General features: G+C 65.2%; 11 protein-coding genes. 3 read left to right on the top strand and 8 right to left on the bottom strand.

Annotated features, from left to right (window positions below):
- Positions 1-25: 25 nt before the first annotated feature.
- Positions 26-205, top strand: coding sequence for a hypothetical protein (locus F3J44_RS12020; protein ID WP_167272565.1), 180 nt, complete (start codon positions 26-28; stop codon positions 203-205).
- 101 nt (positions 206-306) lie between these two features.
- Here the strand turns inward: F3J44_RS12020 and F3J44_RS12015 are convergent, their stop codons facing one another.
- The 3 genes from F3J44_RS12015 to F3J44_RS12005 form a co-directional block, all read right to left on the bottom strand.
- Positions 307-1,821 (bottom strand): glycosyltransferase family 39 protein, encoded by a 1,515-nt coding sequence (locus F3J44_RS12015; RefSeq protein ID WP_167272562.1) that lies wholly within the window; start codon positions 1,819-1,821, stop codon positions 307-309.
- Positions 1,818-3,539, bottom strand: coding sequence for a lipid IV(A) 4-amino-4-deoxy-L-arabinosyltransferase (gene arnT / locus F3J44_RS12010; RefSeq protein WP_167272559.1), 1,722 nt, complete (start codon positions 3,537-3,539; stop codon positions 1,818-1,820). Before arnT ends, F3J44_RS12015 begins: the two co-directional genes overlap by 4 nt.
- Before the next feature lie 588 nt (positions 3,540-4,127).
- On the bottom strand, positions 4,128-4,295 hold the full coding sequence (locus F3J44_RS12005) for a hypothetical protein (RefSeq protein ID WP_167068616.1): 168 nt from the start codon (positions 4,293-4,295) through the stop codon (positions 4,128-4,130).
- A gap of 691 nt (positions 4,296-4,986) precedes the next feature.
- Here F3J44_RS12005 and F3J44_RS12000 point away from each other — a divergent pair.
- Positions 4,987-5,181: a hypothetical protein gene (locus F3J44_RS12000; RefSeq protein WP_167068612.1), complete on the top strand. Its 195-nt coding sequence runs from the start codon at positions 4,987-4,989 to the stop codon at positions 5,179-5,181.
- Positions 5,182-5,297: 116 nt separating this feature from the next.
- On the opposite strand, the gene F3J44_RS11995 is transcribed toward F3J44_RS12000, so the two are convergent.
- A complete protein-coding gene (locus F3J44_RS11995) occupies positions 5,298-6,218 on the bottom strand; it encodes a LysR family transcriptional regulator (protein ID WP_167272556.1) in 921 nt (306 codons plus the stop codon).
- A gap of 100 nt (positions 6,219-6,318) precedes the next feature.
- Here F3J44_RS11995 and F3J44_RS11990 point away from each other — a divergent pair, with 100 nt between their 5' ends.
- Positions 6,319-7,080, top strand: a complete 762-nt coding sequence (locus F3J44_RS11990; protein ID WP_167068606.1) for a TSUP family transporter — start codon at positions 6,319-6,321, stop codon at positions 7,078-7,080.
- A 1-nt stretch (position 7,081) separates the two neighbouring features.
- Here F3J44_RS11990 and F3J44_RS11985 read toward each other — a convergent pair whose 3' ends face one another.
- The 4 genes from F3J44_RS11985 to F3J44_RS11970 form a co-directional block, all read right to left on the bottom strand.
- Entirely contained in the window at positions 7,082-8,491 is a 1,410-nt protein-coding gene (locus F3J44_RS11985) for a GGDEF domain-containing protein (RefSeq protein WP_205299836.1), read from the bottom strand.
- Between the two features lie 155 nt (positions 8,492-8,646).
- Positions 8,647-10,476: an SLC13 family permease gene (locus F3J44_RS11980; protein WP_167272550.1), complete on the bottom strand. Its 1,830-nt coding sequence runs from the start codon at positions 10,474-10,476 to the stop codon at positions 8,647-8,649.
- Between the two features lie 113 nt (positions 10,477-10,589).
- Positions 10,590-11,897 carry a substrate-binding domain-containing protein gene (locus F3J44_RS11975; RefSeq protein WP_167272547.1) on the bottom strand — a complete coding sequence of 436 codons (1,308 nt, stop codon included), beginning with the start codon at positions 11,895-11,897 and terminating at the stop codon, positions 10,590-10,592.
- Between the two features lie 66 nt (positions 11,898-11,963).
- Complete coding sequence (locus F3J44_RS11970; RefSeq protein WP_167068594.1) at positions 11,964-13,058, bottom strand: tartrate dehydrogenase; 1,095 nt, start codon at positions 13,056-13,058, stop codon at positions 11,964-11,966.
- Positions 13,059-13,082 lie beyond the last annotated feature (24 nt).

Genomic DNA, 13,082 nt, shown 5'->3' with positions numbered 1-13,082 from the left:
CTTTTGCATCAAGGGCACTGGCAAAATGATTAATGCCTTGCGCGAAGTCAGTCTTTCGGTGTTTGCCGCCGCGCCTAATACCGGGGCTTATCCAATAAAGGTTATGCCTGAATTTGTGAAAGAAACATCAAAAAACAGTCGCGCCAGCGTGACATCTTGCAGTTGGACAGCTCAGGTTCAGGTTGCCATTCAAATGGATGGATAACGAATAGTTAGAATCGCCGTAATGCATTGTTTTATTAAATATTTATTAATGTTCGGCGTTGGCGGCACGGTGCGCTTAGTTGCACGTTCGGGCGTTAAACATCACGCCTTGGGTATATAAGCCACGCTGTGCTCAGCGCTCGAGTGCAACAGCCGTTCCCCTCGGCTTGGCTGGGTGGTGATGACCTGGTGATCGTGGCTCAGGTAGTCGAGCGGTGGCGGTTGGCCGGGCCGGTAATGGGCCACGATGATGGTGCGCTGCGGGTCCCAGTGCTGGCCGCTGTCGCGCTCCAGCCAGGCCATTAGCGTGGCGGTGTCGCCGCTGCGCGGGTAGTCCTCGGTGTCGGCGACATAGCGGAAGGGGGCGCCACCGGTTTGCAGGTACATCGGCACTTTGTTGTCTACCTCGACCATCACCAGGTGCCACTGCGCCAGCGGTGCCTGTGCGCTGGCCAGCTCGCGTACGGCCTTGCCAAAGCCGATCACGCCGCCGCCACCGTTGCTCCATGGCACCAGGATGCCCAGCACCGCCACCAGCAGGGCCGCCGTTGCCGCAAAGCCCAGGTGCAAGCCGCGGCCTTGGCTGTTGCGTACGGCCAGCCAGCGGGTGACCCACCAGGCCCCGAGCAGTTGGGCGAACGGCACCAGTGGCAATACGTAATAGCTGCGCCGGCTGCCGCTGGCGGTGAAGAACAGCATCAGCAGGGCGAGCCCCTGGACCAGCCAGCGGGTGTTCGGCTCGATGTGCCGCCATTGGCGCAGGGCAACCCACAGGGCGATCACCCAGCAAGGGGCCCAGGGCAGGGTGTATACCGGCAGGTACAGCAGGTAGGTGTAGAGCGGGCCGAGGTTGTCGAAGGGCTGGAAGAACCGCACCAGGTTTTCCCGCACCACCAGGCCAAGGCCACTCTCGGCATAGTTCGCCGCGCCATACAGGTGCGACAGCAGGAACGGCGTGATGTACAGCGCCCCGCCCAGCAGCAGCGCCGCTGCCAGCCTGAGGTTCAGGTGGCGCTTCCAGCGGCCTTGGCCCAGCAGGTGGGGCAACAGCAGCAACCCTGGCAGGATGAAGCCGATCAGGCCCTTGCACAGTGAAGTCAGTGCCAGCAGCCCGAAGAACACGCTGTAGCGCCAGAACCCTGTGTCGTCCGGCCCGCGCCAGTACCACCAGAGCGCCGCCAGCACACCGCATACGGTGAGGATGTCGGCGGTGGCCACCCGTGCCCAGAACACGAAATAGAAGGTGGTGGCCAGCATCCAGCCGGCGATCAGGCCAGTGCCCCGTTGCAGCAGGCGCTCGCCCAACAGGTACACCAGCCACACGCTCAACCACGCCGCCAGCACCGAAGACAGCCGCAGCGACCAGGCGCCCAGGCTACCGGTCAGCCAGGCGCTGGCGGTGATCAGCCAGTACGACAGCAGCGGCTTGTCATAGTAGGCGCCGCCCTTGAGGTAGGGGTCGAAGTAGTCGCCGCTCTGCAGCATTTGCAGGCTGATATTGGCCCAGCGGGTTTCTGCGCCCCACAGCTCGCGGTTGCCCAGGCCAACCAGCAGTATCAGTGCCGTGGTGGCCAGCAACAGCAGCAGGGCGCGTCGGTCGTTACGGAGCAACCTCATGGCTGGCGCTGGGGAATGATGAAGATTTCCAGGTTGCCGCGGCGGAAGTGCTCGCCCTCCTTGGGCATGGCCTGGGCTTCCTGCACTTCGTCCTGGCTGTTGATGCGCAGCACCACGCCCACCGAGCCCTTGCTGCGCGCTTCGGCCATCCAGGGGCCGAGGTCGTCGAGGCTAACCTTGCGCGCGGCCATGGCGGGGTCGCTGAGGCCATACTTGAGTTCGCCAACGGTGTTGAACAGCACCACTTCAGGCCGGCGCAGGCGCCAGGCCAGCGCGGACGCGGCGCCCAGGTCGTTGCTCAGCAGGGTGTGGGTCTGGCCCAGGGCCTGCTGGTGCTCGGCAATGAAGGTGTCGGGCATCTTGCTGTTGACGATGCTCGCCGGCATGGCCGCTGGCAGCAGCGCCACCAGCATGCCGATGCCCAGCGCTGGCATCGCCCATAGGGCCAGTGGGCGCATGGCCTGCAGCGCATTGGCGATCAGCCAGCTTGTGAGCACGACGCACACCAGCAGCAGGCTGTACATTTCGACGTGCTGGTAAAGCTGGCGAGTGGCCTGCAGGTACACCAGCGCCACCAGGGCGACCGCTGCCAGCAGGGTGTTGACCGCGCCGTTCAGGCGCAGCACGCGCGTGTCCTGGTTGTGCAGCCAGCCGTTGATACTGCAGGCCATCAGCAAGGCCAGTGGCAGCAGGCACGGCATGATGTAGGTCGGCAGCTTGCCGCTGCTGGCGCTGAAGAAGGCCAGGGGCAGCAGGAACCACAGCCCCAGGAAGGCCATTTTCGGCACCCGCCGCTCGCGCCAGGCGCGCAGCAGGGCGCTCGGCAGCAGCACGGCCCAAGGCAGGCTGGCGGCGAACAGCAGCGGCAGGTAGAACCACCATGGCCGTGCGTGCTGGGCATCGGCACCGGCGGCAAAGCGGCGGATGTGCTCGTGCCAGAAGAAGAACCGCCAGAAGTCCGGTTCACGCACCTGCACCGCCAGCACCCAGGGTAGGCTGACGGCCACCGCCACCAGGATGGCGACCGGGCCGTAGCGCAGCAGCTCGCCGAAGCGCCGCTGCCAGAGCATGAACGGCAGGGTAACCAGCACCGGCAGCAGCAGGGCGAGAAAGCCCTTGGTCATCAGGCCCATGGCGCAGGCCACGCCCAGCAATGCCCAGCTGAGCAGGCGGGCGCGGGTGCTGTGGCTGTCGATGGCGAACCATACCGCCACCAGGCTTAGGTTGACCCACAGGGTGAACTGCGGGTCGAGGTTGGCGTAGCCGGCTTGGCCTGCGATCAGGCCGAAGCTCATGTACAGCAGGGCGGCGCTGGCGCTGATCCGTGGGTTGTTCCACAGCCTGCGGGCGATCAGGTAGGCCAGGCAGATGCTGATGCCGGTGCTCAAGGCCGAGGCGATGCGCACGCCGAACAAGTTCTCACCGAAAATCGCCTGGCCCAGGGCGAGCAGCCAGTAGCCGCCGATTGGCTTTTCGAAGTAGCGGATGCCCATGAAGTGCGGGCCAACCCAGTTGTCGCTCAGCAGGATCTCCTGGCCGATCTGGGCATAGCGGGTTTCATCGGGTATCCACAAGCCGTGGTTCATCAGTGGAAGCAGGTAGAACAGCACGAACGCCAGCACAAGGCCGGGGATGGCCATGCGTTGGGCCAGCGAGGGGGTGGCCAGGGTAGGCAGTGAGCGGGTAGACGGGCGCAGCGGGCGGATGTCGGACGTCATGGGTAGGCCTTGGTGCCAGACGGTTTTCGGTTTCAACGGTGCGCCCGGGGCAATCCGGTGCGAGCGCGGCGTTGGGTGGCGTGAGTACAACGAACGGGGGCGTGCTTCCAGCACGGTGTTCTGCGTGCAAGCCAAGCGTGAATGGGAAAAATGTCCAGCACAGGTAACAAAATGTTTGTGTCTGGGTGTTTAGCGGGGGCAATCGTAGGGGGGGTGTTGTTTGGGGGCGGTGAAGGGGATGTGAAAAAGTTGCTGGGGGGGTGTTTGGCTGGAGGGCCGCGTTGTGGCTGAGATCGCGCGCCGCGCTTGCGGGTTGCGTCTTGTAGCGCCTGTGAGATCGAGCGCCGCCCGCGCGGCGCTTCGCGAGCTACGCTCGCTCCTACGTTTGTTTCGGGCCAATGTTCATGTTAGCTGCGCGCGCCCCCCTTGGCGTACGACGCGACATCGAAGGGAACCAACAAGGCGGTCGCGCGCGACGGCACAGGCATAACTGGCCCGAAACAAACGTAGGAGCGAGCGCAGCTCGCGAAGCGCCGCGCGGGCGGCGCTCGATCTCACCGGCGACAAACAACCCAAGCTATACCCCTTTCACTCCCTAAGGCGCAACCGAGCCAGCATCCCCTCGATCCGCTTGATCTCACGATTCAGCAACCGCGCCGCCCCCACCTTCCCCTCAGCCAGCAACTTGTCCCGATCCCGACGCAAATTCAGCAGGCTCTGCTGCAACCCCAGGCCCGAACTAGTGAACTCGTCCATCACTCCCTCATGCGCTAAAGCATCCGTGCTGTTGTAAGAAAAAATGACCGTAACAGGTCAAATTCCGCAATTAGCACTGGGATTTTATACAGTAAAAGAGCACTTTGTAGATTCTACCTACCATCACCGGTAAAACTTCCTACAAATCACCGCACTGGATGTTTCCATTCATGTACCGCAAAAAACCGCCAGAGGCCTGTACCCGCTGGGTTTCTGGCCGGGAAAATTCGACCAGCCGGCGAATCCCCCCCAACCGCCGGCTTTTGCACGAACCGAAATGTTAAGTAGCAATTCCCCAGCCCCCCACACACATCTGATCCGCTTTTTTCTCACCAACCTGCATCTGTATCCGTATCAGTCGAGCGCCGACAATGGGTGTGTCCCGATATCACTGTGAAGAGGTTCCGATGGGCAAGCTCGCGCTGTTTCTGGGTGGCTTTCTGCTGTTGACCCTACTGGTAGGCCTGCTCGGCACCATCCCGCCGGGCTGATCTGCTCCTGCCCCCTGCGGCCCGTCTATCTCGCGGACGGGCCCACCGCCTGCCCGTTCGCGGCAGCGCTGTCTACCCGTACCGCTGGACTAGCGGTCGTTGTCAGTCATTCTCAAGTGCAAAGTGCTCGTGTAGTCTCGGCCGCGTCATAATGAGTCGTGAAGCGCGGCCTGGTCTTTTGCCTTGGAGTCAGTGAACAGATGGAATGCAAGAAGGGCACTTCAGCCATGCTGGAGTGGCGCAGCCGTTTTCTCAGCGCGGGTATTCTCGAAGAAGAGGACTATGACCAGGCGCTGCGCAGCGCAGAGGCGCTGGAGCAAGCGGGGGTGATCAGTGCATTGGAATGGATCGAGCTGGTCAAGGCCGCCAATGCCGCATTGCTAGGCCTGCGATAAGTCCTTCTTTGCACGGGGAAATCTGTCCACAAAAATCGTGGGTAGGTCTGTGGATAACATTCTGCAAGCCAAGCGGGTGGCGGCCTCTGTTAAATTGAGCAGAAATTGAACAGCATTTAACGCTGCGCCTGAATGGCCTTTTCGCCGGCCTGGCGCAGTGCCAGCAGCAGTTCGCGTACCCGTGCCGGCAGCTCGCCGGTGGGGTACACCGCGTGCATCTGCGGGTCGTGGCCGGTGCTGGAGGTCAGGCGGTAGTCCGCGCACACTCGCACCAGGCGCCCGGCCTTCACTTGCGCTTGCGCCGCCCAATCGGCCAGGCGGGCGATGCCGGCACCGGCCAGGGCGCTGTGGTACACCGCATCACCCGAACCCAGGCGCAGGCGCGGGTGCGGCCGCAGGCTGGTGATTTGCCCGTCGCGGCAGAAATGCCAGGCCTTGAGGATGCGCGGGGCGGTGTGCAGGATCAGCGCATGCTGTTCCAACTGCTCGGGGCGCTCAGGGGTGCCGGCCCGGGCCAGGTAGGCTGGGCTGGCGTACAGGTGCCGGCGGTAGCGCCACAGCGGGTAGCCGATCAGCTCGCTGGACTGGGGGAAAGCGCCGCGCACCACAAAATCGAATTTGCCCAGCAACGGGTCCAGTGCTTCGTCGCTGTACTGCACATCCAGGGTCACTTGCGGGTGGCGTTGGCTGAAGGCTGCCAGCACGCCGGGCAATACATGCTCGCCCAGCAGTTGCGGCACGGCAAAACGCACCCAGCCCTGTGCGCTGCCGCTGAGGGCTGCCAGTTCGTCGGCGGCGTCACGTTGCACATCCAGCAAGCGCTCGGCGTGGGGCAGCAGGCGCTCGCCAGCCTCGGTCAGGGTCACCGCATTGGCGTTGCGGTACAGCAACTTGCACCCGCTGTTGTCTTCCAGGGTTTGCACCGCACGGGTGACGGCGCTGGGCGAGCGCCCCAAGGCGCGGGCGGCGGCAACGAAGCTGCGCTTGTGGGCGACGCTGACGAAGGCCTGGATTTCACGCAGCATGTCCAATGCCATGGAAACACTCCTGATTGCAGTTTTCGCAATATGGCATTTCAACACAAGTGCGTCACTTTGATTAGCCTTGCAGTCTGCTTCTACTGCCAGGACCTGCCCCATGATGGATATCGCCGTACTTTCCCTGTTCGCCTTCGCTGCTGGCCTGATCGATGCCGCCGTGGGAGGCGGCGGGCTGATTCAGATCCCGGCGCTGTTCAACGTGCTGCCCAGCGCACAGCCGGCGGCCCTGCTGGGCAGCAACAAGCTGGCGTCGGTGTGTGGCACGGCGTTTGCGGCGCGTTCGTTCATTCGCAAGGTCACCCTGGACTGGGGCCTGATCGTGCCAGCGGCGCTCAGCGCCTTCGTCATGTCGTTCGCCGGGGCGGCCACGGTGTCGCTGGTGCCGCCCAGCGTGATGCGCCCGGCGGTGCTGGTGCTGATCGTGTTGATGGCCATCTACACCTTCTGCAAGAAGGACTTCGGCACCCTGCACAAACCGGCGAAGATCGGCCGCAAGGAGCAATGCCTGGCGGTGCTGATCGGCGGCGCCATCGGCTTCTACGACGGCCTGTTCGGCCCAGGCACCGGCAGCTTCCTGATCTTCCTGTTCATCCGCTTCTTCGCCCTGGACTTCCTGCACGCCTCGGCCTCGGCCAAGGTGGTGAACATCGCCACCAACCTGGCGGCGCTGGTGTTCTTCGTGCCATCGGGCAATGTGCTGTATGCCATCGCCCTGCCCATGGCCGCGTGCAACATCCTCGGCGCACTGACCGGCACCTGGCTGGCGGTGCGCAAGGGTGCAGGCTTCGTGCGCGGGCTGTTCCTGGTGTTGCTCTGCGTGCTGATCGCCAAGCTGTCGTGGGACTTGCTGGGCGGCTGAGTCAGACCGTTTGGCGCTGCCGCTCGGCCTGCTCCACCCGGTTGCGCCCGCGCGCCTTGGCGCGATACAGCGCCTGGTCGGCGCGGGCCAGCAGTTCGTCCAGCTCAGGCGCCTGCTCGTCGCCCGCGCAGCCATCCAGGCCGATGCTCACGGTGATCTGCACCCGGGTATCGCCCTGCATCACCTGCAAGTCCTGCACGGCGCGGCGCAAGCGTTCGGCATTGAACGCCGCCCGCTCCGGGGCCAGGCCTGGCAGGATCACCACGAACTCCTCGCCACCCAGGCGCGCCAGCAGTTCGCCGTCGTGCAGCTGGTCTTGCAAGGTGCGGGCGAATTGGCGCAGCACTTGGTCGCCCACGGCATGGCCGTGCTGGTCGTTGATCGACTTGAAGTGGTCGATGTCCAGCATCATCAGGGTCAGCGGCAATGCCTGGGCGTGTTGCTGGCGGCTGTCGAGCAGGGCGTTGGCACGGCGGGTGAAGGCGCTGCGGGTCAACACGCCGGTCAGGTGGTCGACGGTGGCCTGGTGCGCCAGGCGTGCCAACAGGCTGCGGTTGGCCTGGCTGACGCAGGCCACCACCAGCGGGCCGAGCACCAGCATGGCGATGCCCAGGCGCGCCGACATCAACGTGGTGACCCCAGGCTCGCTCTGCGGCACGCTGAAATGCATCAGGTTTTGCGCCACGGCAACGATCAGCGTGCTGCCGGCGCTGAGGGTCAGCAGCGAAACCAGGAACGGCGAGTAGGTCCAGGCGCACCACAGCAGCGCGGCGATCGGGAAGGCAATGGCCCCCGGCCCACCGAACACGATGCTGAACACCAGCGACAACAGCAGCACCAGCAGCGGCGCCAGGCGAATGGCCTGGGCAGAGCTGCGCACCAGGGCGCGGGTCGAGGGCGCGGTGAGCAATACCGGCAGCACCAGCACGCTGGTGGAGAACTGTTCGCTGAACCAGGCCAGCCAGGTGGCCTGCAATGACTGCTGGAACCACGGCGTGGCCATCACGCAGGCCAGGCTGGCGGCAACCATGGCGCCGGCTGCGCAGGCGCCGAACACGCTGAGCACGCCGTGCGGGGTGCGCATGCGCCGGTGGATGCGCGGCAGGCGCGACAACAGCAGCCACACCGTCACCACCACGCCCAGGTTGCACAAGTTGAACCACAGGGCCGGCGCCCAGGCGCTGCCGCAGGCAAGGTCCGCGGCCACCATCGCCAGCCACACCAGGCTGAAACCGGTGAGGCTGGCCTGACGTGGGTAGCGCAGCAGGACCCCGGCCAGCACCGCATTGACCGGCCAGAACAGCGACAGCGATTCGATCGGCCGGGCCAGAATACCGCCCAACGTCAAGGTGAACGTCAGGATGAACAACAGCAGGTAGGGCAACAGGCGCGACTGTGCTGGAAAAACCATAGGCTCGACCGACAAGCGGAAACGAAATCCAGGACAACGGCTATAGGCACCTGGGGCAATTGCCCTTAAGTGTGTTTCCACTGGCTAGTTGATGTCAATTCGCCGCGATCGCCCAGGATAATGCCAGCGGCCGGCCAGCTTCTTGTTGGCCCCCCTCACAGGCCGAAGAACCACGGCACCATGACCACCGTGACCAGCATCACCAGCACCGTGAACGGCACGCCGACCTTGACGAAGTCAGCGAAGCGGTACTGGCCAGGGCCCAGCACCAGGGTATTGACCGGCGATGACACCGGCGTCATGAATGCCGCCGACGCCGCCAACGCCACGGTCATGGCGAATGGGTAGGGCGACAGGCCCAGCTGCGTGGCGGTACTGATCGCCACCGGTGCCATCAGCACCGCCGTGGCGGTGTTGGAAATGAACAGGCCGATCACCGCGGTGACCGCGAACAGGCAGGCCAGCATGGCCATCGGCCCGGCCCCGCCCAGCAGGCCGACCAACCCGCCTACTGCCAGGTCGATGCCGCCGGTTTGTTGCAGGGCCTGGGCGAACGGCAGCATGCCGACGATCAGCACCAGGCTCTGCCAGTGGATGGCGCGGTAGGCGCTGTTCATGTCGATGCAGCGCCCGGCGCCCATCAGCAGGCAGCCGATCAGCGCGGCAATCACATTGGGCACCGCACCGCTGACCATCAGCCCGACCATGACCGCCAGGCTCACCAAGGCCTGGGGCGCACGGTTGCGGGCCGGGGCAACCTGGTCGATTTCGGCGGGCAGGCTCAGCACCAGGAAGTCCCTGGGCTGGCTCTGCAACTGGCGCACCGCCTTCCACGGGCCAACCACCAGCAGGGTATCGCCCAGGCGCAGCTTTTCTTCCAGCAGCTGTTCCTCGATGGCGGCCTGGTCGCGGCGCAGGCCGACCACGTTGAGGTCGTAGCGGCTGCGAAAGGTCAGCTCCAGCACGCTTTTACCGATCAGTTGCGAGCCCGGTGGCAGCGACACTTCGGCCATGCCCAGCTCCTGGGATTGGTCGATGAAGTAGGCGGCCTTGAAGTGCAGGGGCTCCAGCTGCATGGCCTGGCACAGGCTGCGCAGGTCGTCGCGCTTGGCGAACAGGTCGAGCAGCAGCACATCGCCGGCGTGCAGCACGGTGTTGGAGTCGGCGGTGATCACCCGGGTGGTGAACTTGTGCTGGCGCTCGATGCCGATGACGTTGGCGCCATGCCGGGTGCGCAGTTCCAGCTCGCCCAGGGTATGGCCAATCAGCGGCGACTGTGGGCGAATGCGCAGGCGCCGCTCACGGCCGTTGAGCTTGTAGTCGAGCACCAGGTCCAGCAGGGTGCGGCGGGTTTCCATTCGGCCGTCCTTGCGCACCTCGCCATTGAGCCAGTGCCGGGTCAGCAGCATGTAGCCGATGCCCAGCACCAACACCACCAGGCCGAACGGGGTAAAGCTGAAGAACTGGAAACCGGCCTCGCCGTGGCGCACCAGTTCGCTGTGTACCACCACGTTGGGCGGGGTGGCCACCAGGCTGAGCATGCCGCTGATCAGCCCGGCGAAGCTCAGCGGCATCATCAGCCGGCTGGGCGAAAGCTTCAGGCGCGCGGCGATGCTCAGCACCACCGGGATGAAGATCGCCACCACGCCGGTGGAACTCATCACCGAACCCAGCCCGGCCACCGACACCATCAGCAGTACCAGCAGGCGGGCTTCGCTGTTGCCAGCCTTTTCGCTCATCCACTCGCCGATGCGGTAGGCGATGCCGGTACGCACCAGGCCCTCGCCGATCACGAACAAGGCGGCAATCAGCACCACGTTGGGGTCGCTGAAGCCGGCCAGGGCCTGCTCCACGGTGAGGATGCCCAGCAGCGGCAGGGCAAGGATCACCAGCAGGGCGACCACATCCATGCGCGGGCGGTTGATGACGAAGAGCACGACGACGACAGCCAGCAGGCCGAGGACCCAGAGCAGTTCCTGGTTCATGGGGCGGGTATGTTCCTTCACGCAAAGGGGCACGGATGACAGTAGCAGTCAGTGTGGCAGTTTGGGCGCGAAGGGGTGTTGATGAAGGTCAGGGCGCCGTGCCAGGCTGCGGGTCAATACACCCACACTTCGACCCGGCGGTTGCGCAGGCGGCCTTGTTCCAGGTCATTGCCGGCCACCGGCAGTTCATCGCCCATGCCGGTCACTTCCAGCACCTCGACGCCGTCGCGGGCCAGTTCGCGGCGCACCGCCTGGGCCCGCAAGCGCGACAGCAAGGCGGCCCGGCCCGGGGTTTCCTTGGGGTCGCCAAAGCCCACCAGTACCGCCTTGCTCTGCAACTTGCCGGCCTGGCGCAGGTATTCGGCCACCCGCTGCACATCGCGCAGGGCCTTGTTGTCGAGGCTGGCGCTGCCTTCCTGGAAGCGGAAGTTGACGCTCAGGCGCTGCGCCTGCTGGGCCAGGCTGCGGTAGCGCGGCGGCATGCCGGCCTGGGCCGGTACCGGCTGGGCCTGGACTTGCTGGGAAACGAACCCTTGCGCGGCGACGATGGCCTGGCCCGCCGGGCTTTGGGCGAAGTCGGCCAGGGCGCGGGCCTGGGGCTTGGCGTTGGCGGGCAGGTAGAAGTACAGGCGCCGTGACAGCGGGTAGTCCTCGCTGGCCACCAGCGGACGGTCCGGCAGCATCGCCGGCCCTTCGCCTTCGGCCACGGCCAGTACCTTGGCCCCATGCACCGCCGCCAGGCTGCTGAAGCCAATGGCCTGGCGGTCGCTGCTGACCTGCGCGGCCAGCGCCTCGCTGGACTCGAAGCGCTGTGCGTGGGCATCCAGCGTGGCCTGGTGGGGGTCGAGCACCAGCGCCTTGAAGGTTTCGAAGGTGCCGGAGCGGTCATCGCGGGCGTAAAGGTGGATGGCGCCTGCAGCCACGCCGAGCTGTTCCCAGCGCTGTACCTGGCCCGAGAAAATCTGCGCCAGCTGCGTGGTGGTGAGCTGCGGCAGTGGGTTGTCGGGGTGAACGATCACCGCCACCCCATCCAGGCCGATGACCTGTTCGGCACTGGCTACGCGCAGGTCGCCCAGGGCCTTGAGGCGCACCGCTTCGGCCTCGGTAATGGGCCGGGAGGCCGCTGCCAGGTCGGCCTCGCCTCGGCCCAGGGCGGTAAAGCCGGTGCTGGAGCCGTGCGCGGCGACGTCGATGCGCAGCGCCTGGCCCTGGGCATCGCGCGCGGTGATGACGGTTTCGTTGGCCACCGCGCCGGGCACCTGCTGGATGTCGGTCGCCTGCTGCGCCCACAACTGCCCTTGCACCAGTGCCGGCAACAGGGCAGCACCGATGGTATTGGAGCCCTGGATGCGCAGGTGCGCAGGCTCGGCCTGGGCGCTCAGGGTCAGCAGCAGGAGTAACGAAAGCAGCGGGCGCAGCATGCCGGGCAACCTTTGGCATAGAGTTGCCCGGCAGATTACGACGGTTGCGTGACCGAAATGTGACGATCAGGCGCCGCCCAGGGCTTCGACGATGGCCTGGCCAACGGCCTCGGTCGAATGCTTGCCGCCCATGTCCGGCGTGGTGGTGCCACGGGCGATCACCTGCTCGATGGCCTGCAGGATGTCATCGTGTGCGGCCTGGTAGCGGCCATCCGGCGCCTGCTTGCCAAGGAACTCCAGCATCATCGCCCCCGACCAGATCATGCCGATCGGGTTGGCGATGTTTTGCCCGTAGATGTCCGGTGCCGAACCGTGCACCGGCTCGAACAAGGAGGGGAACTTGCGCTCCGGGTTGAGGTTGGCCGATGGCGCGATGCCAATGGTGCCCGTGCAGGCCGGGCCCAGGTCGGACAGGATGTCGCCGAACAGGTTGGACGCCACCACCACGTCGAAGCGTTCAGGTTGCAACACGAAACGCGCACACAGGATGTCGATGTGCTGTTTGTCCCAGCTGATTTCCGGGTAGTGCTCGGCCACGGCGGCGGTGCGTTCGTCCCAGTACGGCATGCTGACGGCCATGCCGTTGGACTTGGTCGCCGAGGTGACGTGCCGGCGTGGGCGGTTTTGCGCCAGTTCGAAGGCATATTCGAGGATGCGGTCGACACCTCGGCGGGTGAACACCGATTCCTGCACGACGATTTCATGGGCCGTGCCTTCGAACATGCGCCCGCCCAGCGACGAGTATTCGCCTTCGGTGTTTTCCCGCACCACCACGAAGTCGATGTCGCCAGGCTGCTTGCCGGCCAGTGGGCAGGGCACGCCGGGGAACAGGCGCACCGGGCGCAGGTTCACGTACTGGTCGAAGTCGCGGCGGAACTTGAGCAGCGAGCCCCACAGCGAGACATGGTCAGGCACCTTGGCGGGCCAGCCGACGGCGCCGAAGTACAGGGCATCGAAGCCCTTGAGCCGGTCGAACCAGTCGTCTGGCATCATCTTGCCGTGGGCCAGGTAATAGTCGCAGTTGGCCCATTCGAAAAATTCGAAGTCCAGGGCCAGGCCGTGTTTGCGCGCAGCCGCTTCGAGCACGCGGATGCCTTGCGGGAGCACTTCATTGCCGATGCCGTCTCCGGGGATGGCGGCAATTCTGAATGTCTGGGTCATGGGCACACCTTGGGGCAGGGGGAA

Source organism: Pantoea sp. Tr-811 (assembly GCF_011752535.1).
In the GTDB taxonomy this organism is placed as follows: Bacteria; Pseudomonadota; Gammaproteobacteria; order Pseudomonadales; family Pseudomonadaceae; genus Aquipseudomonas.
This window is presented reverse-complemented; position numbering and strand designations above follow the sequence as displayed.